The sequence below is a fragment of the Pedobacter sp. MR2016-24 genome (genome assembly GCF_026239655.1).
Lineage (GTDB): Bacteria > Bacteroidota > Bacteroidia > Sphingobacteriales > Sphingobacteriaceae > Pedobacter.
In genome coordinates this window covers 686167-712027 of the sequence record NZ_JAPIVO010000001.1, presented here as the reverse complement: position 1 = coordinate 712027, position 25861 = coordinate 686167, and the positions used below count along the sequence as shown (strand labels likewise).

At 40.6% G+C, this 25861-nt stretch carries 20 protein-coding genes; 6 read left to right on the top strand and 14 right to left on the bottom strand.

Annotated features, from left to right (window positions below; genetic code table 11):
* The first annotated feature begins 95 nt into the window (after positions 1-95).
* The gene (locus OQX62_RS03245; RefSeq protein WP_265829963.1) at positions 96-1982 is read left to right on the top strand and encodes a DEAD/DEAH box helicase; all 1887 of its coding nucleotides are present in this window, start codon (positions 96-98) and stop codon (positions 1980-1982) included.
* Positions 1983-2050: 68 nt separating this feature from the next.
* Here OQX62_RS03245 and ggt read toward each other — a convergent pair whose 3' ends face one another.
* From ggt to OQX62_RS03220, 5 genes are all read right to left on the bottom strand, one after another.
* Positions 2051-3745 (bottom strand): gamma-glutamyltransferase, encoded by a 1695-nt coding sequence (gene ggt, locus OQX62_RS03240; protein WP_265829962.1) that lies wholly within the window; start codon positions 3743-3745, stop codon positions 2051-2053.
* A gap of 68 nt (positions 3746-3813) precedes the next feature.
* Entirely contained in the window at positions 3814-4125 is a 312-nt protein-coding gene (locus OQX62_RS03235) for a hypothetical protein (RefSeq protein ID WP_265829961.1), read from the bottom strand.
* 81 nt (positions 4126-4206) lie between these two features.
* The gene (locus tag OQX62_RS03230; RefSeq protein WP_265829960.1) at positions 4207-5208 is read right to left on the bottom strand and encodes an NAD(P)H-dependent glycerol-3-phosphate dehydrogenase; all 1002 of its coding nucleotides are present in this window, start codon (positions 5206-5208) and stop codon (positions 4207-4209) included.
* 72 nt (positions 5209-5280) lie between these two features.
* Positions 5281-6630, bottom strand: coding sequence for an efflux RND transporter periplasmic adaptor subunit (locus tag OQX62_RS03225; RefSeq protein WP_265829959.1), 1350 nt, complete (start codon positions 6628-6630; stop codon positions 5281-5283).
* A gap of 27 nt (positions 6631-6657) precedes the next feature.
* On the bottom strand, positions 6658-8028 hold the full coding sequence (locus OQX62_RS03220; protein ID WP_265829958.1) for a TolC family protein: 1371 nt from the start codon (positions 8026-8028) through the stop codon (positions 6658-6660).
* A gap of 88 nt (positions 8029-8116) precedes the next feature.
* On the opposite strand from OQX62_RS03220, the gene OQX62_RS03215 reads away from it, so the two are divergent.
* Both OQX62_RS03215 and OQX62_RS03210 read left to right on the top strand, forming a co-directional pair.
* Complete coding sequence (locus OQX62_RS03215; protein ID WP_265829957.1) at positions 8117-8734, top strand: polysaccharide deacetylase family protein; 618 nt, start codon at positions 8117-8119, stop codon at positions 8732-8734.
* A gap of 276 nt (positions 8735-9010) precedes the next feature.
* Positions 9011-11278 (top strand): aconitate hydratase, encoded by a 2268-nt coding sequence (locus OQX62_RS03210; protein ID WP_265829956.1) that lies wholly within the window; start codon positions 9011-9013, stop codon positions 11276-11278.
* A 63-nt stretch (positions 11279-11341) separates the two neighbouring features.
* Here the strand turns inward: OQX62_RS03210 and OQX62_RS03205 are convergent, their stop codons facing one another.
* Entirely contained in the window at positions 11342-12679 is a 1338-nt protein-coding gene (locus OQX62_RS03205) for a GH1 family beta-glucosidase (protein ID WP_265829955.1), read from the bottom strand.
* A gap of 68 nt (positions 12680-12747) precedes the next feature.
* Positions 12748-14592 carry a MutS-related protein gene (locus OQX62_RS03200; protein ID WP_265829954.1) on the bottom strand — a complete coding sequence of 615 codons (1845 nt, stop codon included), beginning with the start codon at positions 14590-14592 and terminating at the stop codon, positions 12748-12750.
* Positions 14593-14640: 48 nt separating this feature from the next.
* Between OQX62_RS03200 and rlmH the strand changes: the two genes are divergently transcribed.
* Complete coding sequence (rlmH, locus tag OQX62_RS03195) at positions 14641-15114, top strand: 23S rRNA (pseudouridine(1915)-N(3))-methyltransferase RlmH (protein ID WP_265829953.1); 474 nt, start codon at positions 14641-14643, stop codon at positions 15112-15114.
* A 245-nt stretch (positions 15115-15359) separates the two neighbouring features.
* Here the strand turns inward: rlmH and OQX62_RS03190 are convergent, their stop codons facing one another.
* Together OQX62_RS03190 and OQX62_RS03185 are read right to left on the bottom strand one after the other, a co-directional pair.
* On the bottom strand, positions 15360-15899 hold the full coding sequence (locus tag OQX62_RS03190; RefSeq protein ID WP_265829952.1) for a DUF5606 domain-containing protein: 540 nt from the start codon (positions 15897-15899) through the stop codon (positions 15360-15362).
* 2 nt (positions 15900-15901) lie between these two features.
* A complete protein-coding gene (locus OQX62_RS03185) occupies positions 15902-16363 on the bottom strand; it encodes a peptidylprolyl isomerase (RefSeq protein ID WP_265829951.1) in 462 nt (153 codons plus the stop codon).
* A gap of 319 nt (positions 16364-16682) precedes the next feature.
* Between OQX62_RS03185 and OQX62_RS03180 the strand changes: the two genes are divergently transcribed.
* Positions 16683-17864 (top strand): asparagine synthetase B, encoded by a 1182-nt coding sequence (locus OQX62_RS03180; RefSeq protein WP_265830157.1) that lies wholly within the window; start codon positions 16683-16685, stop codon positions 17862-17864.
* Here the strand turns inward: OQX62_RS03180 and OQX62_RS03175 are convergent, their stop codons facing one another.
* Genes OQX62_RS03175 through lpxK form a run of 3 tightly spaced genes read right to left on the bottom strand, consistent with a single transcriptional unit; the run spans position 17865 to position 21773 of the window.
* Positions 17865-19928, bottom strand: coding sequence for a putative porin (locus tag OQX62_RS03175; RefSeq protein ID WP_265829950.1), 2064 nt, complete (start codon positions 19926-19928; stop codon positions 17865-17867). It abuts the gene before it with no gap.
* Complete coding sequence (locus tag OQX62_RS03170; protein ID WP_265829949.1) at positions 19928-20743, bottom strand: purine-nucleoside phosphorylase; 816 nt, start codon at positions 20741-20743, stop codon at positions 19928-19930. Before OQX62_RS03170 ends, OQX62_RS03175 begins: the two co-directional genes overlap by 1 nt.
* Entirely contained in the window at positions 20715-21773 is a 1059-nt protein-coding gene (gene lpxK, locus OQX62_RS03165) for a tetraacyldisaccharide 4'-kinase (protein ID WP_265829948.1), read from the bottom strand. Before lpxK ends, OQX62_RS03170 begins: the two co-directional genes overlap by 29 nt.
* Before the next feature lie 59 nt (positions 21774-21832).
* Between lpxK and pruA the strand changes: the two genes are divergently transcribed.
* Positions 21833-23461, top strand: coding sequence for an L-glutamate gamma-semialdehyde dehydrogenase (pruA, locus tag OQX62_RS03160; protein WP_265829947.1), 1629 nt, complete (start codon positions 21833-21835; stop codon positions 23459-23461).
* A gap of 58 nt (positions 23462-23519) precedes the next feature.
* Here the strand turns inward: pruA and can are convergent, their stop codons facing one another.
* Both can and OQX62_RS03150 read right to left on the bottom strand, forming a co-directional pair.
* Positions 23520-24194: a carbonate dehydratase gene (can, locus tag OQX62_RS03155; RefSeq protein ID WP_265829946.1), complete on the bottom strand. Its 675-nt coding sequence runs from the start codon at positions 24192-24194 to the stop codon at positions 23520-23522.
* 5 nt (positions 24195-24199) lie between these two features.
* Positions 24200-25804, bottom strand: coding sequence for a SulP family inorganic anion transporter (locus OQX62_RS03150; RefSeq protein WP_265829945.1), 1605 nt, complete (start codon positions 25802-25804; stop codon positions 24200-24202).
* Positions 25805-25861 lie beyond the last annotated feature (57 nt).

Sequence of the window (25861 nt, the reverse complement as noted above, 5' to 3'; positions counted from 1 at the left end):
AGTTATAGTGATCCCGTCAGATGCGTACCTTCCTTCAGAAGGAGCAAATAAACGTTTATGATTGCATCATAACCTTTTTAAAAACAATTTTACGAATGATAAACCCATTTAAATTATTGGGGATAAGTGATGACGTTGTTAATGCCGTAAAGGATTTAGGTTTCGAAAATCCAACACCTATTCAGGAGCAAGCTATTCCTGTGCTGTTAGAGGGCAATAACGATTTTGTTGGTTTGGCCCAAACAGGAACAGGAAAAACAGCCGCATTTGGTTTGCCGCTAATTGAACTGATAGACTTCAAGGTAAATAAGCCTCAGGCACTAATTCTTTGCCCTACAAGAGAGCTTTGCTTGCAGATTGCTAGCGACATCAAAAATTACTCAAAAAACACGCCTGGTGCTAGTGTGGTTGCCGTTTACGGTGGCGCAAACATTATGCAGCAATTGCGTGAGATCAGAAACGGTGTACAGGTTGTTGTAGCCACACCGGGTCGTATGTTAGACATTATTGGCCGTAAGGCTATAGATTTCTCAAGTGTGAAATATGTAGTACTTGATGAGGCTGATGAGATGTTGAACATGGGCTTCCAGGAAGACATCAATGATATTTTGTCTACTACTCCTGATGACAAAAAAACATGGTTATTTTCGGCTACTATGCCTCCTGAGGTTAGAAGAATAGCTAAAAATTACATGGATAACCCTACTGAGTTAACCATGGGAACCAAAAACACTGGTAACGTAAATATCGAGCATGAGTACTATGTAGTACGTGCAAGAGATAAATATGCTGCCTTGAAACGTATTGTGGATTTCAACCCTGAAATTTTCGCAGTGGTATTCTGTAAAACCAAATTGGATACACAGGATGTTGCAGAGAACCTGATCAAGGATGGTTACAATGCGGATGCTTTACACGGTGATTTGTCTCAACAACAACGTGATAAAGTAATGCAGCGTTTCCGTGACCGTAACATGCAGTTGCTGATTGCAACAGATGTTGCTGCACGTGGTATTGATGTAAACAATGTGACTCACGTTGTGAACTATTCATTGCCAGATGAAATTGAAAGTTATACCCACCGTAGTGGTCGTACAGGAAGAGCTGGTAAAACAGGTATCTCTATCTGTATCATCAATTCTAAGGAATTAGGTAAGATCCGTCAGATTGAAAGAATCATTGGTAAGCCATTCACTAAAGCTGAATTGCCAACAGGTTTCGACGTTTGCGAAAAACAATTGTTCTCTTTGGTTCACAAAGTTCACAATGTTGAAGTAAACGAAAGTCAGATCGAACAATACATTCCACGTATCATGGATGAATTTGCTGAATTAAGCAAAGAAGAAGTGATCAAACGTTTTGCATCTTTGGAGTTTAACCGCTTTTTAGAGTATTACAAAAATGCACCTGATTTAAATGCAGCAGCTACAGACGAACGTGGCGAGCGCGGAGAACGTGGTGCAAGAGGTCCAAGAAACAGTGATTACACCCGTTTGTTTATCAACGTAGGTTCGGTAGATGAGTTTACAAGAGGTGACTTATTATCTTTTGTTTGTAATAACGGTAAAATCAGTGGAAAAAACATTGGTAAAATTGACCTTAAAGGTGTGTATTCATTCTTTGAAGTTGAAAATGCAATTGTTGATTCCCTGTTCACTAACTTTAAGGATGTTCAGTTCAACAACCGTAGTGTAAGGATTGAAAAATCTGGTGATGCACCTGAAGGTGGTGAAAGAAGATCTGGTGGTGGTGAAAGAAGAAGCTATAGCGGGGGCGGCGACAGAAGAAGTTCTGGTGGTGGCGAAAGAAAAAGCTATGGCGGTGGTGAAAGAAGAAGTGCAGGCGGAAGCGGAAGACGTGAAGGCGGAAACGCTGGTGGCGGATTCAGAGATTTCTCTGGAAAACCACGTGAAGGCGGAAATGCCGGTGGAAGTGGAAGAAGAGAAGGAAGCGGAAGCGGAGACAGAAGACGCAGGTCTTAATCTCATCCCATATAATTAGCAAAGGGCTGTCTGTAATGACGGCCCTTTCTATTTAATATCATTCTCAATTAATAACCAAGGCCCGTATCATTTCCTCTTGGATCTGCGCCTGTTTCTAAACTGCCATCTGTTCTGATCAGGATGGCATCTACCCTGCCCATGGGTCCACGCTCAACAATCTTATAGCCTTTTAATTCCAGTCGTTTTCTGGTAGCTTCATCAATAGCACCCCTTTCTACATAAACCTCATCAGGTAACCATTGGTGATGAAAACGTGGTGACGCAACTGCTGACTGCATGTCCTGTCCAAATTCAAGCACATTCAGGATCGTTTGAAACACTGAGGTGATGATCGTAGAACCACCAGGTGTACCCACAACCATTAGTAATTTACCATCCTGTTCTATAATAGTAGGCGTCATGGAACTCAGCATTCTTTTTCCGGGCACTATAGCATTAGCAAGCCCACCAACAAGTCCATACATATTTGGGGAACCCGGTTTTACCGAGAAGTCATCCATCTCGTTATTTAAAATAAATCCAGCACCCTCAACAACAACCAATGAACCATAGGAGCCATTTAATGTAGTTGTTGCAGAAACAGCATTCCCTTCTTCATCTACGATGGAGAAATGCGTGGTTTGCTCGCTCTCATAATCAGGTAATACACCAGGTTTGATCTCGCTGCTGGGTGTAGCTTTTACAAAGCTCAGGTTCCTCATTCTGCCCATCATATAATTGGCATCCAATAAAGCCACCTGAGGTACTTTAAAGAAATCAGGGTCTCCAAGGTAACTTGCCCTGTCTGCATAAGCCCTGCGTTCTGTTTCTACCATTAGCTGTACGGTAGAGTCGCGTTGAAAGCCCCAGCTGCTTATAGGGAAGTTGCTTACTTGTTTCAGCATGGTCAACAGCGCAATACCCCCACTTGATGGCGGAGGCATGGCAATTACTTTATAATTTTTATATGTCCCTGCTATAGGTGTTCTCCAGATTGCCTGATAATTTTTAAGGTCATTTAAAGAAATGACACCCTTGGTGTGCTCCATCGAAGTGACAATTGCATTGGCCACAGCACCTTCATAAAAACCAGATCTTCCTTGATCCCTGATTAATTTCAGCGTGCGTGTTAAAGCAGGCTGCAGGAGTAAATCTCCTTCTTTCCATAAACCTTCTTTTACAAAAGCCGTTGGCATTCTATTGTATTTTAAAAATGCCTCTTTGTTCTTATTCAATTCACCTGCCTGTTGCGCCGTAATTGGAAATCCCTTCTCAGCAAGTTCAATGGCCGGCTGCAGATCCTTTTTCCATTTAAGCTTTCCGTATTTCTGATGGGCTTTAATCATTCCTGCAACTGTTCCGGGAACACCCGATGCCAATGCCCCATAAAGACTTTTATCTATTATTGCATTTCCCTTCTCATCCAGGTACATATTTTTTGAAGCCTTGCCAGGCGCTTTTTCGCGGTAGTCCAGCGCATCAGTATTCCCTGCATTACCCCTGTAAACCAGGAAACCACCGCCACCGATATTTCCTGCATTAGGATAAACGACAGCAAGTGCAAACTGTACCGCCACTGTAGCATCAACAGCATTTCCGCCCTGTTTCATAATAGCAACGCCAACTTTGGATGCTTCAGGATGAGCACTCACTACCGCAGCATGCTGATGCCGAATCACCTGACCATCGCCAGGAAGAACAATAAGTAGCTCTGCAAGCAGCATCAACAACAGTGATCTGATTACAACTGCATTTTTTCTCATAACCCTATATTAACAAAAAAATCCGGATCGAAGGATCCGGATTATAAAATAATAATATAACCTGATTATTACTCAGCAGGTTTATTTCTGATTTGCGAAGCTTTTAAATAAACTTTACCGCCTTTTTTATTGACGTAATATTTTCTGTTTTTACCATCGATATATACGTTAGTGCCATCAGGTGCCATTTTACCTTTGTATGTTTTATCGGCTACTTTCGACGAGCCTTTCACTGCAACTTCTGCGGTTTTGTGTCCCACCTTCGTTGCTGTTTTATCAATAGTTTCGCCTACTGTTTTCTTTTCCTGCGCTTGTGCCGACAAAGAAACTGTACCAATTAATGCAAGGGTTAATAAACCCAATAAATACTTCCTTTTCATGGTGATGTAATTAAGTTTTATGGCAGCATGATTTACATGATAACCAATATATCCATTAACATCCGAGGGAATATATTTGTTTTAATTCAGTTTTTCAGTAAGCAGCTTCATTTCAATCTGCGGGGAGTGACGCTCATAAAGTATGGCATAAACCGCACGGCTGATTGGCATATCGACATTGTATTTTTTATTGATCACATGCATACAACTGGCGGCATAATAACCTTCGGCGATCATGTTCATCTCCAGCTGAGCAGATTTGACGGTATAACCCTTACCTACCATATTACCGAAAGTACGGTTCCTGCTGAACTGTGAGTAGGCCGTCACCAATAAATCACCCAGGTAGGCCGACTCTTTAATATCACGTTCAATAGGATGAACAGCATCTACAAATCTCTTTATTTCACGTATCGCATTGGAGATGAGTACGGCCTGAAAATTATCCCCATACCCGACGCCATGGCAGATACCACTGGCAACAGCATAGATATTTTTCAAAACAGCTGCGTATTCTGTACCAAAGATATCATCAGAAACATTGGTTTTAATATAACGCGTATTCAATAATGCTGCAAAACTACCGGCACTTCCAATATTAGTAGAGGCAATAGTCAAATAAGAAAGTTTCTCCAATGCGACCTCCTCTGCATGGCAGGGACCACTAATCACCAGGATATCTGACAGCGGTACTTTAAATTTTTCATGGATAAATTCACCGATGATTTGATTTTCATCCGGAACGATCCCTTTGATCGCAGAAACAATTTTCTTCCCGGCAAACAGTTCAGGGGTAACATCGCGCAATGTTTCTTTTAAAAAAGCGGCAGGAACATTCAGGATAATATAATCAGCAGGTTTTATAATCTCACTGATCTGATTTGAGATATTGTTTTTAGGTATCTTAATCTCTACTGAACTCAGGTATTTTGGATTGTGACTATACTTCTTCACATGTGCAATGGAATCGGCATCCCGCATCCACCAGTAGATTTCTTTTTCAGTAAGGTTATCTGAAAGCATTTTTATGACCGCAGTTGCCCAACTACCGCCACCAATCATTGCGACTTTTGGTATCATCATTTATAAATAAAAAATCCCGGCTTAATGTTTTAAACCGGGACAAATTACTTATTTTATTGATAGTGGATGGACTTACTTTTTGTCAGGCTGAGCAAACAACTGATCCTTAGTTGTTTTTTCTACTTTGGCACCATCTTTCAATCGGTTTTGAATGGCTGAATAAGGTCCGCTTACCACTTCTGTACCTGCTTTTAAACCTGTTTTAATCTGGATGTACTGATCATTCTGGATACCGGTTGTCACTTCAACCTGCTTTACTTTTCCTCCTTCATAAACAAAAACATACTGTTTGATCGTTTTATCATTGAGTTTTGATTTCTGCTTATCATTGTTTGCATCCCCTTCTTTAGCTTCCTTATTATCTTTGCTATTGTCTTTGGTGAAAACAGACTGAATCGGAACAGATAAACTATTTACCGTCGAACTTTCAATATCAACAGTGGCCGACAATCCAGGTCTGAATGGCGAAGGAAGATCTTTTGCACCACCTTTAACGCCGAAATAAGAGTTGGCAGCAATCCTTACTTTTACAACAAAGTTCGTCACCTGGTCTACCGTGGTTGTTGCCGTGCCCACATCTTTCGAAGAGCTGGCAATTTCTGTCACTACACCTTTGAACTTTTTATCAGCAAATGCATCTACTTCAATAGCGGCACTATCTCCTACATTCACCCTGTTGATGTCATTCTCATTCACATCCACATTAACTTCCATTGAATTCAGGTTTGATATCCTCATGATCTCCGTTCCTGCAAACTGAGCAGTACCTAAGATCCTGTCTCCGAGCTCTACAGATAGTTTTGAGATCACTCCATCAACCGGTGCATAAGTAGTTGCCTTAGCCAGGTTAGCACTTGCTTCCTGAACATTGGCACCAGATTGTGCAAGGTTGAATTTAGCTGCAATTAATGATTGTTTAGCACCTTCCAAACTTGTTTTTGCTGTAGAATAAGCTGCTTTTGCTGCATCAAATTCCGCAACTGATATCACTTTCTTTTTAAAAAGCTCTACATTTCTTTTATAGATGCCTTCCTCATTAGCGAAGGTCCCCTGCGATTGTTTGAGTTGCTGTTCGGCAGAACCAACACTGGCACGCTGAGAATTGTAGGAAGCACTCGCCCTGTCATAACCCGACTTTAAGATGTCTGGTCTTACTTTAAAGAGCAGCTGACCTTTTTTAACCACATCACCTTCTTTAACTAATAACTCAACCACCTCTCCGGATACTTCAGAACTCAATTTAACCTCAGTTTCAGGCTGTATTTTACCGCTGGCAGTAACCGTTTCTGTTACTTTTCTGCTTTCTGCTTTTTCTATGGTGACTTTCTCTATCTTTTCTCCGCCAATTAACCCTGTCAATTTTGCTACTACAAGTAAGGCGATAAGCACACCAACCGCAATAAGGATATGTTTCAGTTTCATTTGTTTGTGTTTTTTGTTTGTATAGGGTTAAAAGTTAATCTGCTTGCCCAGGTAATAATCTATTACTTTAGACCTGAATACCACATCGTATTTGGCCTGTATAAAATCTATCTCTGCTTTGTTCCTGTTTGTTCTTGCTGTATTATAGTCCAGTGAATTCACCAAACCTACATTATACCGCTGTTCGATTACATTGAAAGCATCTTTTTGCGCATTAAATGTATTTTGCGTAGATCCATACCGGCTTCCCGCAGCGCGCAGATCGGCAATAGCTTGCGCAATTACTTTATTTAGGTTATTTTTTGCCAGACTTTCCTGGAGCTTGAATCCTTCGTAATCAATTCTTGCTCTTTTCACATTTGATTTAGCTTGTAATCCGTTAAAAATAGGGATCTGGAGATTAAAACCGATGGATTTATATAAGTTATTATCAATCTGTGTATTGAAATTCGGATCTGAACTTAGCGAGTTCAGACCATAATAAAACCTGGAACCCAAACCTGCGCCTAATGATAATCTGGGATATAGTGAACCTTTTGCCACACTAATTCCTTTCTCAGCTGCTTCACGATTCAATTGGGCCAATTTGATATCAGGAAAAATAGATAAAGAAGCATTATAAACTTCATTTACATTATAACTTTTCTGTGCCATGGCCACTTCCTCAACAGTCGGTGCAACAACCACATAATTATCAGAGTCTGCTCTCATTTCCATCAGTTGAGATAAAGTCAGATAGGAAATGGTCAGCTGATTTTGCGCATTTGTTACATTCAATTCTGCAGTAGCCGCCTGAGCTTTGGCCTGCGAAACATCTGCTATAGTTTTATTTCCCGCCTCTAATAAGGCTTCTTCTCTTTCCTGAGTTTGCTGTGCGACGATTAATTGTTCCTTAGATGCTCTTAACAGATCAACATTGTATACAACCTGGAAATAGGCAGTCACTACTTGTAACGTGAGATCATTTTTAATTTTATCCAGGTTGCTGTTGCCCGCAGCAAGTAATATCTTGTTCTGTTTGATTTGGTTCACTTTTGTTAAACCGCCAAATACATCTACCGAGGTATTCAGTCCCCCGTCACCTTGGAAAGAGTTCTGTGAAACTACCAGACCTGTAGTCGGGTTTGCACTACGTCCAAAGTAAAGGTTAGAACTGGCACTCCCATTTAAAGAAGGATAAACTGCGGCCTTCGATTGCTGTAAGTTTACAGCAGCAGTGGAAACGTTTAGCGCTGCCTGTTTAATGTTCAGGTTATTTTGTAACATGCGCTCAACGGCCTGCTGAATGGTAATTGTTTCCTGGGCACTGGCACTACTGGACAAGCCTATGGTTACGATGACAAAAGAAACGGCGAATGTAAGTTTTGACAGCAGGCTATTGTTGGTAAACATATTCATAATTTTAATTTCACAATATTAAGATAAACAACTATTTCATTTTGTAATTTTTCCATTAGCAACCATTTGTTATTTCTTACATTTGGCTATGTATCTGGTTAAATCTCCTCTTCTATTAAAATGGTATTACCCATCTTTAGTATGGAACAAAAGCCGCCTCGACAAAGTCGTTTATTTAACCTTTGACGACGGACCTATACCGCTTGTTACAGACTTTGTTTTAAATACTTTAAAAAGCTTTGGCTGCAAAGCAACTTTCTTCTGTATTGGCGACAATATAAATAAGCATCCGCATATTTTTGAACAAATTAAAATTGACGGACATGCCATTGGCAACCACACATTTAACCACCTGAGGGGCTGGAAAACAAACGACAGTGATTATATTCAAAATTTCAATCAATGTCAGCAACTCACCAATACACATCTCTTCCGCCCCCCTTACGGAAGAATCAAAAAATCGCAGATCAGACAACTGAAAGCTATTGATCCTTCACTCAATATTATCATGTGGGATGTATTGAGCGGCGACTTTGATATCAACCTCTCTCCTGAGAAATGTTATCAGAACGTAATCCACAATACGAGAAATGGATCCATCGTAGTTTTTCATGACAGCATAAAAGCATTCGACCGGTTAAAATTTTCACTTCCGGCCACACTTAAGTTCTTAACGGAAGCGGGTTATCAATTTCGTACGCTCTAATTTTGAAGACGTCTGCCAAGTTCAAGCCAAAACCAAATAAGTTAATAAACAATTGTTTATCAACACCTTAATACCGAAGGACTTGCTTTTCCTGTCCGTTAATGAACAGCTGCGTCCAATACCGGACAGGTGGAGGAATTATAGCGGATGAATCTGTAATTTATTTAGAACTTATATAAATAATATAATGATTTACATATGATGGCCCTACCCTGTTTTTTTTTGTAAATTCGCTACAAATAATTTTAATATATTACCTTTTAACACATATTATCAATGGCTTTTGATATTGAAATGATCAAAAAGGTGTATGCAAACTTTGGCCCCCGCGTTGAGGCGGCACGTAAACTAGTAGGCAGACCTTTAACACTCTCAGAAAAAATCTTATACACTCACCTTTGGGATGAAAATACAAATACTTCGTACGTAAGAGGTACAGACTATGTAGATTTTGCACCTGACCGTGTAGCTATGCAAGATGCAACTGCCCAAATGGCATTATTGCAGTTTATGCAGGCTGGAAGACCGAAAGTTGCGGTACCCTCAACTGTACATTGTGATCACCTGATCACTGCAAAATATGGTGCAGAACAGGATTTACCTGCTGCAAACACAGAAAGTAAAGAAGTTTTTGATTTCCTTGCGTCTGTATCTAACAAATATGGTATCGGCTTCTGGAAACCAGGTGCAGGTATTATCCACCAGGTAGTATTAGAAAACTATGCTTTTCCGGGTGGTATGATGATAGGAACAGATTCACATACTGTAAATGCTGGTGGTTTAGGAATGGTTGCGATAGGTGTTGGTGGTGCTGATGCTTGTGATGTAATGGCTGGTTTACCATGGGAGCTTAAATTTCCAAAACTAATTGGTGTTAAACTGACAGGCAAATTAAGCGGCTGGACTTCGGCAAAAGACGTTATCTTAACAGTTGCGGGTATCCTTACTGTAAAAGGTGGTACTGGTGCTATTGTTGAATACTTCGGTGAAGGTGCTACAGGTATGAGCTGTACTGGTAAAGGCACAATTTGTAATATGGGTGCTGAAATTGGTGCAACAACTTCAACATTTGGTTATGATGAGAGCATGGAGCGTTATCTACGTGCAACCAACAGAGCTGATGTGGCTGATGCTGCCAACGAGATAAAAGAACATTTAACTGGTGATGCTGAAGTTTATGCAGAGCCTGAAAAATATTTTGATCAGATTATTGAAATTGATCTTTCTACACTTGAACCATATCTGAACGGACCATTTACTCCGGATTTAGCTACACCTATTTCAAAAATGAAAGAAGTGGCTGCTGCTAACGGATGGCCAATGAAAATTGATGTGGGTTTGATTGGTTCTTGTACCAACTCCTCTTACGAAGATATTTCAAGAGCAGTAAGTATTGCTAAACAAGTTGCGGAAAAAGGCTTAACAGCTAAGGCTGAATATTGTATCAATCCCGGATCAGAGCAAATTCGTTATACAATTCAACGCGATGGTTTCATGGATGTTTTCCAGCAGATTGGCGCTAAAGTATTTACAAATGCATGCGGACCGTGTATTGGTATGTGGGACAGAGTAGGTGCAGAGAAACAGGAACGCAATACAATCGTTCACTCGTTTAACCGTAACTTCGCTAAACGTGCTGACGGAAATCCTAATACCTTCGCTTTTGTTGGTTCTCCGGAACTGGTAACAGCTTTAGCTATTGCGGGAGATTTAAGCTTTAATCCATTGACTGATACACTGACCAATGCAAATGGTGAGCAGGTTAAACTGGATGAACCTTCAGGATATGAATTGCCTCCAAGAGGTTTCGCTGTTGAAGATGCAGGTTACCAGCAACCAGCAGCAGACGGATCCGGAGTTCAGGTTTTAGTTTCTGAAACTTCCAGCAGACTGCAGTTGCTTGATCCGTTTACGCCTTGGGAAGGTACAGACCTGAAAGGTCTGAAACTGCTGATAAAAGCTAAAGGAAAATGTACTACTGACCATATTTCTATGGCTGGACCATGGTTAAAATTCAGAGGTCACCTGGATAATATCTCTAACAACATGCTTATCGGTGCTGTAAACTACTTCAACGATAAAACTGATGATGTTAAAAATGCGATAACTGGTGAATTCGGCCCGGTTCCGGCTACACAACGTGCTTATAAAGCAGCAGGTGTAGGAACGATCGTTGTAGGTGATGAAAATTACGGTGAAGGTTCTTCACGTGAGCATGCTGCAATGGAGCCCCGTCACCTTGGTGTTCGCGCAGTATTGGTAAAATCATTTGCACGTATCCACGAAACAAATCTTAAAAAACAAGGTATGCTTGGATTAACCTTCCATAACAAGGAAGATTATGATAAGATTCTTGAAAATGATACAATTGATATTGTTGGATTAACGACTTTCACACCTAACGTTCCTTTAACAGTTGTGTTAAACCACGCTGATGGAACTGTTGAGGAAATTGTTGTAAACCATAGTTACAATGCACAACAAATTGAATGGTTCAAAGCCGGTGGTGCATTGAACATTATCCGCAGACAAGTAGCTCAATAGTATCAATACCTTTACAAAAAAGCTCCCGGGATTAAATATCATCGGGAGCTTTTTTTTATGCCCTTATTTCTTTAGAAAATCCTGCCACCAGTAACCGGAAGATTTTATAGTCCGCTGCTGGGTCTTAAAATCATTATAAATCAGTCCGAACCGCGCATTAAAACCTTCTGCCCATTCAAAATTATCCATTAAGGTCCAGGCCATATAACCTGTAATATTTACGCCCTCCTTTTTTGCCTTTAACACCGCCGCCAGGTATAATTTAAAATAAGAGATGCGGTCTTCATCGTCTACCTTTCCATCGACTAATTTATCATGATATGCCGCACCATTTTCAGTGATCATCAGTTTTTTTATCTTGGGATAGGCAGCGAACTGCTTGATGATATTATAAAAAGAATCAGCATTGATTTCCCAGCCCATGGCAGTATGAGGTCTTTTTCTACTTTTTGCTTTCACTTCCCACGCTTGTATCACGGGAATAAATGCATTGTATTTAATGGTCAGCGGAAAGTAGTTCTGCAGACCTATAAAGTCGAAGTCAAATGTAAGTCGCTCCGTATGCCTCCAGGTAGAGTGTGAGACAGAGAACTTTTCCATGACCTCCCAGTCCTGCCCCGGGTAGCCCATTCCGAGTGCCGGTTCTATAAATAACCTGTTCATCAGGCAATCCACACGTGAAGCTGCTAAAACATCCGACTCACTTTGTGTATAGGGAAGAATTTCTGAACAGGAATAAGTTGTGCCAATATTTGCATTGGAGATCTCTGCACGCAGTATTCTTCCGCCGTCAGCCTGAGCAATTGCCGTATGATGCACCGCAGAAAAGAAATTGGTCAATCCTGTTTTGCCCGGCGCATGCACGCCCAGCATATAACCCAGGGAAGTGAAACCGAAAGGTTCATTGAGCACTATCCAGTTCTTTACTTTATCGCCATAAGTTTTAGCGCAAACCGATACAAAAGCGTTGAATGCTGTATTGATACCAAAAGCTGTCCAGCCCCCTTCTTCCTCCAGTGCCTCTGGCAAATCCCAATGGTAAAGCGTTATATAGGGAATTAATCCCTGCTCCAGACATTCATCAATCACATTGTGATAAAACCGGATCCCCTCTTCGTTAACAAGTCCATCACCATAAGGAAGAATCCTTGGCCAGGAAATAGAAAATCTGAAAACAGAAAAACCAAGCAACTTCACCAATGCAATATCTTCATTATAGCGATGATAGAAATCACAAGCCATAGCAGGGTGATGCCCCTTTTTGATCTTTCCGGATCTTTTAGAAAAGGTATCCCATATTGATGGTCCCTTGCCATACATATCTGCCGCACCTTCAATCTGCGCAGCAGCTGTAGCTACTCCCCAGGAGAAATCTTTACCGAAATCAGAGGCTTTGATCATATCTATTTTTTATAACAGGCAAGATGGACATTTGGTGTTAATTTTATATTATGTTATAATAACGTGTCTTACGCAATGTGTTCATCCGGATTAAAGCTCAACCCTATTTCCTTTAATAAGATAGCTGCATTAAAGGTTCTACAGGCCCCATCTTTCAATTTATAATCAAAGTGCATCTCACTCTCTGCTAACTGTATATCGAAATGATAATTCCGGATCAGGGCAGGCGCATCTTCTACCATTTCTGATAACTGAAGATCATGCGTGGCAAAAAGTGCTGGCGTCTGCTCGACAATCATCTTCTGAATAAACACTTTTGAGCCCAGATATTTGTCCTTGCTATTGGTACCGCGCAACATTTCATCAATTAAGACCAATGGATGTGCCTTCTCCCTCACGCCAGCCAAAATCATCTTTAAGCGGTTCAGCTCTGCCTTGAAAGTGGAAGTCTGGTCATTTAATGAATCCTTGATCCGCATATAGGTCAGCATCTCAAAGAAAGAAACCTTCATTTCGGTGGCACAGACAGGAGCTCCGGCAAAGGCGAGTACCATATTGATCCCTACCGTCCGCAAAAATGTACTTTTACCAGCCATGTTGGAACCTGTTATAATATCTACAGTCGGATTTATATTAAACTCATAATCATTTATTACCCTTTTACCGGCCTCAATCAGTGGATGCCCAATTCCGCTAGCCTTTAATTCAAAAGTCTCCGTAATAGCAGGAAAAACCCATTCAGGCTCATTATAATTTAAAGTCGCAAAAGAAATCAGTTCTTCAAACTGACTGATGGTATATAGTCCGCCGATCAAAAGTGCGGATGAGCGCCTTTGCCAGCTGTCCAGTTTCATGGTACACCTGAAATCCCACAAGAGGAAAACATTAAATAAAGCCGCCAGAAGAAAATTCAGCCGCACGTCAAATGACTGGATAATACCCGATAGTTCTTTGATCTGTTTGCTTAAAGGAACGTCATTAGCCTCATGTTTAAAAAAACTTTTGATATAACTACTCTCCCACTTTACCTCTTCTGTCCATTTAATGGTACCGGAAATCGCATTCAATAAACTTGAACTCCCACTGAAACCATAATAAACCTGGTTAATCTGCTTCAGATAGAAAAAAGTCAGCGCAGAATTAAACAGCAAAACCGCAGCAAGAGCCTGCCAGAAAGCACCACCAAAAACACTGCCCAATACCAGCAAACCGATAGAAAATACAGGTGCAATCTGTGTGTAGAGCCGTAATATTTTGTGGTGGATAAATGTCAGCTGTGCGGGCATCTGATGTGTCAGTTTTTCTTCAATTATCTCCAGCTGCTCTGGTTGATGATTTTGCAATCCTGCCCTGAAATGGAAGGTCTGGTCGATATGCCTGGTCAGCTCTGCGATAGCCTGCTGCCGGTCGGTAATATTTAATCTCTTAGTGGGTTTACCGAGTGTATCTGCCAATATTTTCATGCCATTTATTGTATTTGAGCGGTTAACCAGTGCATATAAGGAGCCGCTGCCATAAATATCCAGATCTGAAGAATAAGGATGGAGTTCATCGGCGAATGCCCCGCCATGTTTATAGCCATTTTTGCCACCGGCGATAACGGCCACTTCATTCTGAAAGATAAATAATAGCTTTTCTGCATAATTCAGTTCCTGCTGTACTGCAGTCTGACGTTTAACCAGCAACATAAAACAAATGACCGGCACAAACATCAGCAAGCCGAGTATCCAATGATATCCGGTACTGATAACAATGCTGATCAGGATAATCTCTGCCAGGAATAAAGCCAGGCGCAATAAGGAAATGTTATTCAAGGTCTTTTTTAAGGTGGATATAAGCGTCTCCTGAATGCCTACACTATTTTGATAGTCCTTTAAAATGCTATCTTTCGATTTTACCATATCTTTGATCATTCTCTAAAATTCTAAATATAGACAAAACATCATAACCTGATCAAAAGAATGAAGATTACCTTACTCGCTGTCGGAAAAACTGAAGATAAATACCTGATAGAAGGAATAGAAAAATATCTTGGCCGCTTAAAGCATTATATAGGATTTAATTTTGTGATTATTCCAGATATTAAAAACACCAAGAACCTTACCCAGGCACAACAGAAGTCGAAAGAAGCTGAATTGATCCTCAAACAGATCAGTAACCTGGATACAGTTATACTCATGGATGAGAAAGGTAAGAAATACACTTCTGTCCTGTTTGCTGATTATTTAAACAAACAAATGATCGGCAGTGTTCAGCAATTGGTATTCATTATTGGCGGCCCCTATGGATTTGATGAGAGCGTTTATAAAAGAGCAAATGGAAGTATTTCACTTTCAGACATGACCTTCTCCCATCAGATGGTACGTCTGTTTTTTGTAGAACAACTGTATCGTGCATTCAGTATCTTAAAAGGCGAACCTTACCATCATGAATAATAAAATTATGGAATATTTTAATTTATGCATCTTTAGATAAGAAAGGAAATATATGCAACCATCAGATTTTAAAAGAAAATACAAATTCAGAAGTCGCCCCAGTGGCGGTCGCTGGAACATGACCATCGCTATCATCGTTTCAATAATAGCCTTCTTATTGATATGGTTCTATCTATAGTGGTAGAAAAGGGCAGTAAAAAAACCGGATCATTGCTGATCCGGTTTTTTTATGCTGACAAGAAATATTAAACTCCTTTTTTGCTTGTCATATTAGCTTTTTTAGCTGGCTGAGCAGTTTTGCTTGGTGCTTTAGCATTTGAAGGCTTAGGCGTTGCTTTAACCTTTTTCTCTACCTTCTCTTCAGATTTTCCAGCTTCCTGTGCTTCGGCTGCACCAGGTGCAGCTTCACTGAATAACGGAAGATCTTTTAATAAGTGATACCAGGTAACGATTTTCTTCATGTCTGAAGTATAAACTTTCTCCTGATCATGCCCCGGAGCTACATCGATAAATAAAGCTCTCAATACCGCAGCATCTGCTTTAGCATCAGGAACATCTCCTTCTACCGCAGCAATATTTGCCAGTACGTCAATCAGTTTCAAATCTTCATCTTCACCATAGATGGTGATATCTTCTAATGAAGCCAGTTTAGTTGAAGAAATGCTAGTTACAATTTTAACTTTTTGAGCATCTAAACCCTCCAGTACATAACCTGCTTTATTTTGTCCAACAAGTTTAAATAAACCTGGTCTGCCGGAAACGGCTACAATTCCTCTTAAATTCATAATTAATCTGCTAACACTTCAATGGTTAAAATTTTATCTCCCTGTCTGATATCATCAACGATATCTACATTTTCAATTACCTTACCAAACACAGTGTGCACTCTGTCTAAGTGAGCAGTATTTGCTCTGCTATGGCAGATAAAAAATTGTGAACCGCCAGTATTTCTACCTGCGTGTGCCATTGACAATACACCACGGTCATGGTATTGGTTTTCACCGTCAGTTTCGCAGTCAATTTTGTAACCCGGGCCACCTGTACCAGCAAGGTGCGCTTTTGCAGGATCTTTTGAATTAGGGCATCCGCCTTGTACCATGAAATTTGGAATAACACGGTGGAATGCGATGCCATCATAGAATCCTTCGCTTGCTAATTTTTTAAAATTTGCAACCGCTTTCGGTGCGTCTTTATCAAAAAATTCGACAGTCATGTCGCCTTTTTCAGTCTTTATTATTGCTTTGCTCATATTCTTTTTTTGTAGATGTCAAATTTAGTAAAATGAAATGACTAGATAAACTAAAGGTTTAAAAACCTGTATGACCAATAAATGTATATATTATGATTGATTTTTAACGTTTAATCAGATTATTATTTTAATAATCTGCGCTAAAAAATTAGATTCGTACGTTACAGCTTTTAAAATCTTCCTTATTCCGCCGGAGATTTTCAACAAATACAGGCGGAATAATCAATAAAACAGAACCCGCGGTATGAATAAATATATGCTGATTTTACTGTGTATGGCTTGCAGTCTGGCCACAAAGGCATCTTCCATTCTGGTCAATATGGACGAAGAGCAGAAGAACCATCTTAAAGCCTATGGTATTGCCTACTGGAGCATTAAACAAAATGCTGAAGTCAGCTGGCTATTGAATTACAGAGGGGGCAGTTTTTTAATCAAATACAATAAAGCTGTGGAAGATGAATGTAAAACCAGAGGGGTTTCTTATGAGGTGATTGCCGACGGGAAAGTTACCGGCATATTGAATGAAATCAGCGATCCTGATGTAAATATGGAAATCGTCAAGCTTGAAAAAGCACCCAAAATAGCAGTGTATTCGCCAAAGAGTAAACTGCCCTGGGATGATGCAGTGACGATGGTGCTTACCTATGCGGAAATACCTTATGACGTAGTTTATGATGATGAAGTATTAAGGGATAAATTGGTGGGATACGACTGGCTGCATTTACACCATGAGGACTTCACCGGGCAATATGGTCGTTTTTGGAGTGCCTTTAGAAATGTTTCCTGGTATCGGGATGATGTTAAGCAACAGGAAACCACAGCAAAAAGAAACGGCTTTGAAAAAGTTTCACAGATGAAACTTGCCGTTTCAAAAAAGATGAGCGAATTCTGTGCGGGCGGCGGTTTCCTGTTTGCCATGTGCTCGGCAACGGATAGTTTTGATATTGCACTGAGCGCGGAAGGAGTAGACATTTGTGCGAGTATGTTTGATGGGGATGCGGCCGATCCGAATGCGCAGGCAAAACTGAATTTTAACAGCACCTTCGCTTTTAAAGATTTCAGGCTCGACCAGAACCCGGCAAATTATGAGTTTTCGGATATTGATGTTACACAGACCAGGAATTTTACGCAAAGCAATGATTATTTTACCTTGTTTGACTTCTCCGCAAAATGGGATCTGGTACCTACTATGCTAACGCAAAACCATGAGAAAGTAATCAAAGGATTTATGGGCCAGACCACAGCTTTCAGGAAGACACTGGTTAAACCAGGCATCACGGTACTGGGCGAGAATAAAGGCGCCTCAGAAGTGAGGTATCTCCATGGCGAAGTTGGGAAAGGTCAGTTTACTTATTATGGGGGTCACGATCCTGAGGACTACCAGCATGCAGTGGGCGATCCCCCCACTGACCTGAATCTTCATCCGAATTCCCCGGGATACAGGTTAATTCTGAACAACGTATTATTTCCGGCGGCAAAGAAAAAGCACCAGAAAACATAATTAATCGTAGAAGTTCCAGCTTACGCCGAACTTCATTAACCTGTCCTGCATCGGGTATTTGTTTACCGTATAATATCCTTTAGAAAGCAGTCCCTGATTGGCATAATCGTACTTCAGGAAGATATTGGCCTTTCTTAAGCTAGCGCGCAACCACACATCAACTACAGGATAGGTATCAAAGGTTTGTGTTCTGCTGTTCACATAAAACTGACTTGCCGCAGGAGAATATGAGTAATTTGCATATTTGGTATTGTAACGCAGGTCAAATCCTATATTCGTTTTCAACACCTTAAAGAAGGTCTGATCGATGAAAAAACTATGAAAGGTATACACTTCCGGTGTACGCAAAATATTCTGGTTGTCGGTTTTCTGGTAGACCAGATAACTTTCAAGGTTGAACTTACCGAATTTGAATTTTTTCCCCACGGATAACTTCAGCATGTTGATACTGCCATCCACCTGAGCTGGTCTGATGGTAGTAGAATCCACATCAGAATTATCCTGCATAAAATAAAGATATTTGTTGATCAGAAAATATTCTGCAGTCGCATCTAACTTCAACTGATCATTGATATATTTAAAGGAAAGGTTCACTGTTTTGGTTCTGTCGAACTTAACTATTTCTGTCTGTCCGAAATCTGCTGCTTCAGATGCTTCCGCATCACCGTGTAACCACCTGTAGTGGTTTCCGAAATAACGCACATACACTTCTTCGGGCGACTTATTCTGCATATATGCACCAAGGATAATCCTGCCGGCACTTCTGCTCAGCAGCACATTGCTTTTCGCTTCATACAGGTAATCTCCCGCCTGCCTTCCCTGAAAGATTTGCTGTACATTCACATTCAGATCTATCCTGTCACTTAAGCGGTAACCTGCATTACCCAGCAAGGTTACGTTTTGAAAAGCTTTGGTGTTCTTATAAAAATACGTTTTGTTAACCAGGCCCAGGGTCTGACTATAATCATAGTAATCATGCCTGATTCCTGCATCGATCTTCAACTCATTTTTAATTACAGCGCTGGATTTACCACGCAAAAAGAAACTATAGATGAATTCATTCTGGATATGCTTTACAGAAGTACTGTCATTGGTAAACACAAGATCCCGCAAACCTGCAGGGATTACTGTACGGTCGTCAGATTCATTTTTCTGAAAAGCATAAGAGTCTTTATCATATCTCAGACTGTAGGAGATTTTGTTTGTAGGCAATATCTTTTTTGTGATTTCCTGATCCAACGTGTCTATGCGACCAATAAAGTAGGTCTGTTTCAACAGGAAAGTATTCTTACGATAAATTTGTCTGGAATTGGATAACCTTACTGTTTCCGCTACCCTGTCTATCCCAAAGGCCTTGCTGGTAAAAATACTGTCGTTCCGGGTAGATCCGTTTTCATATGCTTTGAGCGTATTGAAAATCGCATTGGCAAACAAAGTGTATCGTTTATTGGGAGAAGTGTACCAGGTAAAAAATGTACCGTTTAATACATCGCCACGCTGACGGGTATACAGACCATTCGCCCCTATCCTATTGTAACTTGCACCTACATTAAAATTCTTCTTCACATTCTGCGAATGTGTAACTCTAAATAATTGTTCAGCATCACCACTGTACTGACCTGCATAATACAGGTTCGTAAAAGGTGTTCTCGCCTGATAATATTTGATATCGTCATGCCCCAATGCATACCAGTCAAGTGAATGAAAACCGGGATCAAATCCGATTGTCTTTGAAGGTTCAAAAAGCAATGCCCTGGCAGCCAGGCCCACATTTCCCGTATTAATGGTAGGCCTGCGTGGCTGTTCTATCGGACTAAAGTTTTGTATTCCTCTTAAACTCGTATCCAATGGTACCGTCTGGATGCTATCCTTTGTCAGTTTTAACGTAGTATACCTAACGTATTTTGAGGTAAAAACTACCGAGTCCTTCCCATTTTCCAGCTTGTTCCGCAGCGAGTCCAATTCTTTATTCTGATTCACTGATGTTTTTAAATCCTGGGCAAAGCCCTGATTCACTCCGAAAAACATCCAGCTTACACAAAATAAAACAACGATTTTATACATTATAATGTAGAGATTAACTGGCTCAATATTCTTGTCATTTTAGGCTCTGCTGCTCTTGCAGTCGCCAGAATCTCTTCTAAACTCACAGGCTGCAGTACTTCCGGAAACCCTTCATCCGTCAATACCGAAATAGCAAATACAGGAACACTCATGTGGTTAGCCACAATCACTTCCGGCACGGTACTCATTCCTACAGCATCGCCCCCAATAATACGCAGGTACTTATATTCTGCTTTTGTTTCCAGATTAGGTCCTGTGACAGAGACATAAACGCCCTGATGGCAGGTAATATTTTCCGCCGCTGAAATCTCCATTGCTTTTTTAATCAGCTCCTGATGATAAGGGTTACTCATATCCGGAAAGCGCGGTCCCATATCTGCATCGTTTCTACCACGCAGCGGACTTTCCGGCTGTAAATTGATATGGTCATTGATCACCATCAGATCACCTTTTTTGAAATCAGGATTCAATGATCCTGCGGCATTTGAAACAAACAGATGTTTAATCCCTAAAGCCTTCATTACCCGGATCGGGAAAGTAATCTGCTGCATTGAATATCCTTCGTAGTAATGCAGTCTTCCCTGCATAGCAATTACCTTTTTGCCATTCAGTGTTCCGAACAGCAATTTTCCTGAATGAAATTCCAGGGTAGAAATAGGAAAGTTGGGGATATTGGAATACATCAGGCTAAACTCAACAGTGATTTCACTCACCAGTCCGCCCAATCCGGTTCCCAGTACAATTCCAATTTCCGGTTGGAAATTATTAGTTTTCTTTGTTATATACTCAACGGTTTCGTGCAGTGTCTGAAACATAGTTTAAAATCTTTTGATCAAATTTAGTTTGTTCATCTGCCTTAACAGATATTTTGATCGGTAAATAAAATACGGGCAAATTTAACAGTAATTCTTTGATTGTAACATCAAATAAACGTTGCGCATCCTTTTCTGTTGTAATAATGATCTTTTCTTTTGCAGGATGCCTTGCAAACGCGTCAACCAATTTAATTAAATTACCTGAACTAAACTGATGATGATCGGGATAATCATGGTGTATCATAACAGCAGAAAAGCGCTGGAGATAATTCACTAAGGGTTTAGGATTGGCAATTCCGGTCAGTAAAAACACAGTTTTTCCATTGATCTGTTCACAGGATAAGGTTTCATCTCCACCAATACTTTTCAGGTCGCCATATTGAATAGAGGAGAAAAAAAGTTTATCTTCCACACTTTTACTGAAGCGCGATAAACACTTCTTTTTTTGCGCCGGCAATAAGGATTCCGGTGCTTTTGTTACGAGCAAAATATCTGCACGCTGATAACCATGATAAGGTTCGCGTAAATTACCCGCCGGCAGCAGGAACTGAGGGGAAAAGAATTGCTGAAACTCAAAAAGCAAAATGCTTAAGCCTGGTTTCACCTTCCTGTGCTGATAAGCATCATCCAGAATAATCAATTCATGACTATCTTTCAGCCTGTTGATTCCTGTTACCCGATCTTCACAAACCGCTACCGTAATGTGTGGAAATTTATGGTAAAACTGAAGTGGCTCATCGCCAACAGACTTTGCGGTGGAATGCTCATCTGCGTATAAAAACCCTTTCGTTTCACGGCCATATCCCCTGCTCAATATGGCGATTTTATAATCCGAAAGGAGTCTGACCAGATATTCTGTTACCGGACTTTTTCCGGAACCGCCAACAACAAGATTTCCTACGCAGATAACCGGCAGGTCAAACGAGGCGGACTTAAAAAGGCCGAAATCGTACATCTTATTTCTCAGGAGAACCACCAATCCGTAGATCAAAGAAAAAGGCAGTAAGAGGAGTCGAAAGTATTTAATCATGCTATGGAATCAAAAATAGGATAAAAAACTATCTTTGCACAAACAACAATTTTAATATCATGGTTAAAGGATTTTTTAACGTACCAGTACCGGTAAATGAACCTACTTTAGGTTATGCCCCTGGGAGTAAAGAACGCGAACTTTTAGAGGCTGCTTTAAAAGAAGCACGCTCAAAACAGCTGTCCATTCCGATGTACATCAATGGAGAGCAAGTTCATACAGATAAAAAAGGGAAAGTTTCTCCACCCCACGATCACCAGCATATTTTAGCTACTTACAGTATCGGAGACAAAACACATGTTCAGCAGGCAATTGATACTGCTTTAGCTGCAAAAGCTAAATGGGAAAATATGGCATGGGAACACCGCGCTGCAATATTCTTAAAGGCTGCAGATTTAATTGCTGGTCCATACCGTTATAAATTGAATGCAGCAACCATGCTGGGGCAGTCAAAAAATGCTTACCAGGCAGAAATTGATGCCGCATGCGAACTGATAGATTTCCTCCGTTTTAACGTAAGTTATATGGTTGATATTTATAAACAGCAACCTCCAGTTTCACCGAGAGGCGTATGGAACAGAGTTGAACAGCGTCCGCTTGAAGGATTTGTTTTCGCACTTACTCCATTTAACTTTACGGCGATCGCAGCCAATTTACCAGCTTCAGTAGCGATGATGGGTAATGTGGTGGTATGGAAACCAGCAGATACGCAAGTGTATGCTGCGAATTTATTAATGGAGATTTTCAGAGAAGCTGGTTTACCTGATGGTGTAATCAACCTTGTATATGTTGACGGCCCTGAAGCCGGAGAAGTTATATTTAACGATCCTCATTTTGCAGGTATCCATTTTACCGGATCTACTGCTGTTTTCCAGAATATATGGAAAACGATCGGGACCAATATTCATAAATACAAAACGTACCCGCGTATTGTTGGGGAAACCGGTGGTAAGGACTTCATTCTTGTTCATGGATCAGCCGATGCTGAAGTTTCAAGTACAGCTATTTTACGCGGTGCATTTGAATATCAGGGACAAAAATGTTCAGCTGCTTCCAGAACATATATTGCTAAAAGCCTGTGGCCTCAAATCAAAGAATTGATGCTGCGTGATTTAGCTACTTTTAAAATGGGTGGTACTGAAGATCTCAGTAATTTCATCAATGCAGTAATCGACGAACGTTCTTTTGATAAACTGGCAAAATACATTGATCAGGCTAAAAGTGATGCAGGAGTGGAAATTATTGCAGGTGGAAATTACGATAAAACTAAGGGTTACTTCATTGAGCCTACAGTTTTGGTAGTAGATGATCCTAAATATACAACCATGTGTGAAGAGCTGTTCGGCCCGGTACTGACAGTTTATGTATATGATGATGCTGAATTCGATCAGATCCTGGAGGTGATAGATAACACATCTATTTATGCGCTGACTGGTGCTGTAATAGCTCAGGACCGTTATGCGATAGAGCAGGCAAGTATTGCATTGCGTAATGCTGCAGGGAACTTCTATATCAATGATAAATGTACAGGAGCTGTAGTTGGACAACAGCCATTTGGTGGTGCCAGAGGTTCCGGAACTAACGATAAGGCTGGTTCAATGATCAATTTATTACGCTGGGTTTCTCCACGTACCATTAAAGAATCATTTGATCCGCCAAAAGACTACCGTTATCCTTTCTTAGGATAAGCATAGCTATAAAAAAACCGGCATATTGATATGCCGGTTTTTTTATGTCATTAAACATTTAACTTTCTTTCTTTTCGTGAACCCTGAATACAGAAGAGATATTGTCATTGGATTGACTGGTAACTTTCAGATCTGTAATAAGTCCTGTTTGCAGACTATAGACCCATCCATGAATGCCCAACTTTTTACCATTTGACCACCTGTTTTGAACAATTGATGTTTTAGTCAGATTGAAAACGCCTTCGATAACATTCAGTTCAACAAGTCTGTCAAATCGCGTTTTCTCATCAGCAATATTAGCAAGCTCATCATTATGCAGACGGTAGGTATCTTTAATATTCCTCAACCAGTTGTCAATTATTCCGAACTGCGAATTTGCCATAGCTGCCTGTACACCACCGCATCCGTAATGGCCGCAAACAATCACATGTTCAACTTCCAGAACATTTACAGCATAATCCAATACGCTTAACATGTTCATATCGGTATGCACAACTACATTGGCAATATTACGGTGAACAAAAATGTCCCCCGGATTGGTATTAGTAATCTGGTTGGCCGGCACCCTGCTGTCTGAACAGCCGATCCATAAAACCGGCGGTTTCTGTCCCGCAGATAAACGATCAAAGAAAGTAGGGTCTTCAGCCAATGTAGCGGCCACCCATTCTTTATTACCTTCTAATAAACTTTCGTATGTAATCTCGTGTGTGTGTAATGTTGATTTTGCGCACATATATTTTATATTTTGTTAATGTCTTTAATAATTTTATCTGTTAATTTTGGCACCCGGTAATGCTCTTTTATATCTTCTAATGTAACCACAATTCCTTTTGTATAGGCGTAATGTCTGAAATTAAAGATCGTTTCCAACACATCCGGATCTATATATCTTGAATTACTTCCATCAATAATAACATTGGTTTCCTTAGGAATATTGTTCAGCACTACCTGAATTGCAGCTTTATTAAGAAAAGAAACCTCTTCTGCCAGTTTAATCCGCAGGTTCTTCTGATTTCCATCTTCCTGTATTTTGTAAAAGAAAGGATTTCTCATATTTGTTCGCAGCAGATAGAAAACCGACAGCAGCATTCCTATCGCTACACCTTTCAATAAATCCGTCAGTAATACGGCAACCACTGTAACCACGAAGGGTACAAACTGATCCCAACCTTTATGGTACATATGTTTAAATAAACTGATACGTGTTAATTTATAGCCTGTAACCAGCAATATTGCCGCCAGACAGGCTAAAGGAATCATATTAATCAACCCGGGAATAAACAGGAATGACAGCAATAACCAGCTACCATGAAATATGGCAGACATTTTAGTCCGTCCCCCTGCATTCACGTTAGCAGAACTACGCACAATTACCGAGGTCATAGGTAAACCGCCTAATAGTCCGCTTGTCATATTACCAATCCCCTGCGCAACCAACTCCCTGTTTGTTGGAGAAGTCCGCTTAATCGGATCAATCTTATCTATCGCTTCTATACTGAGTAAAGTTTCCAGACTGGCCACAATAGCAATAGTGACAGCTACTTTCCACACATCGCCTCTCGTAATGGCAGCAAAATCCGGCATTTTGAACAGCCCCGAAAATTCGGTAAAACTTCCGACTTCCGGAATTTTTACCAGTTGATCTGCTCTAAGTGCGTAATCACTGTTCTTAAAAACAAAACTTAAGCCGATTCCCAATGCCACAACAACTAATGGTGCAGGCACCACACTTATAGCTTTAATCCTGGGCCAGAACAGCAGCGTAGCTATTGCAAAAACACTGATCACGATTGCAGCCAGGTTAAATTGCTTCAGGGCCTGGGTTACAATTGCCATCACATCTCCACTGTTTTCCTCAAATACGCTTTCATCCAGAAAACCGATGTCGACGCCCAAAGCATGCGGCAGCTGTTTAAGGATAAGAATCAGTCCGATTGCAGCCAGCATCCCCTCAATTACACTTGACGGAAAATAGTTCCCTATCGTTCCGGCCTTAATAAAGCCCAGTATCACCTGCATGAAACCGGCAAGCATGACCGCAAGGAGGAAAGTCTGATAGCTGCCCAGATGGGCAATAGCGCCCAGTACAATTACAGTCAGACCGGCAGCAGGCCCGCTCACACTCAATTGAGAGCCGCTGATACTGGCCACCACAATTCCACCGATTACACCGGTAACTATACCGGCAAATAAAGGTGCATTAGAAGCCAGTGCAATACCCAGACATAAGGGGAGGGCGACAAGAAACACGACTATACTTGCTGGTAAATCGCGCTTCAAATTCTTTTTTAATATATACTTCTTCAATCCAGCCTTTGAGAAGACGGAGCTTTCATTCTGCATAACATTGCATAATTATTCCTGAGAGACTAACACTTCATTAGTCAAAATTCCTATTTC

Coding starts and splice junctions, on each gene's coding strand:
- OQX62_RS03245 (WP_265829963.1), top strand. CDS start 96: ATGATAAACCCATTTAAATTATTGGGGATAAGTGATGACGTTGTTAAT.
- ggt (WP_265829962.1), bottom strand. CDS start 3,745: ATGAGAAAAAATGCAGTTGTAATCAGATCACTGTTGTTGATGCTGCTT.
- OQX62_RS03235 (WP_265829961.1), bottom strand. CDS start 4,125: ATGAAAAGGAAGTATTTATTGGGTTTATTAACCCTTGCATTAATTGGT.
- OQX62_RS03230 (WP_265829960.1), bottom strand. CDS start 5,208: ATGATGATACCAAAAGTCGCAATGATTGGTGGCGGTAGTTGGGCAACT.
- OQX62_RS03225 (WP_265829959.1), bottom strand. CDS start 6,630: ATGAAACTGAAACATATCCTTATTGCGGTTGGTGTGCTTATCGCCTTA.
- OQX62_RS03220 (WP_265829958.1), bottom strand. CDS start 8,028: ATGAATATGTTTACCAACAATAGCCTGCTGTCAAAACTTACATTCGCC.
- OQX62_RS03215 (WP_265829957.1), top strand. CDS start 8,117: ATGTATCTGGTTAAATCTCCTCTTCTATTAAAATGGTATTACCCATCT.
- OQX62_RS03210 (WP_265829956.1), top strand. CDS start 9,011: ATGGCTTTTGATATTGAAATGATCAAAAAGGTGTATGCAAACTTTGGC.
- OQX62_RS03205 (WP_265829955.1), bottom strand. CDS start 12,679: ATGATCAAAGCCTCTGATTTCGGTAAAGATTTCTCCTGGGGAGTAGCT.
- OQX62_RS03200 (WP_265829954.1), bottom strand. CDS start 14,592: ATGATCAAAGATATGGTAAAATCGAAAGATAGCATTTTAAAGGACTAT.
- rlmH (WP_265829953.1), top strand. CDS start 14,641: ATGAAGATTACCTTACTCGCTGTCGGAAAAACTGAAGATAAATACCTG.
- OQX62_RS03190 (WP_265829952.1), bottom strand. CDS start 15,899: ATGAATTTAAGAGGAATTGTAGCCGTTTCCGGCAGACCAGGTTTATTT.
- OQX62_RS03185 (WP_265829951.1), bottom strand. CDS start 16,363: ATGAGCAAAGCAATAATAAAGACTGAAAAAGGCGACATGACTGTCGAA.
- OQX62_RS03180 (WP_265830157.1), top strand. CDS start 16,683: ATGGACGAAGAGCAGAAGAACCATCTTAAAGCCTATGGTATTGCCTAC.
- OQX62_RS03175 (WP_265829950.1), bottom strand. CDS start 19,928: ATGTATAAAATCGTTGTTTTATTTTGTGTAAGCTGGATGTTTTTCGGA.
- OQX62_RS03170 (WP_265829949.1), bottom strand. CDS start 20,743: ATGTTTCAGACACTGCACGAAACCGTTGAGTATATAACAAAGAAAACT.
- lpxK (WP_265829948.1), bottom strand. CDS start 21,773: ATGATTAAATACTTTCGACTCCTCTTACTGCCTTTTTCTTTGATCTAC.
- pruA (WP_265829947.1), top strand. CDS start 21,833: ATGGTTAAAGGATTTTTTAACGTACCAGTACCGGTAAATGAACCTACT.
- can (WP_265829946.1), bottom strand. CDS start 24,194: ATGTGCGCAAAATCAACATTACACACACACGAGATTACATACGAAAGT.
- OQX62_RS03150 (WP_265829945.1), bottom strand. CDS start 25,804: ATGCAGAATGAAAGCTCCGTCTTCTCAAAGGCTGGATTGAAGAAGTAT.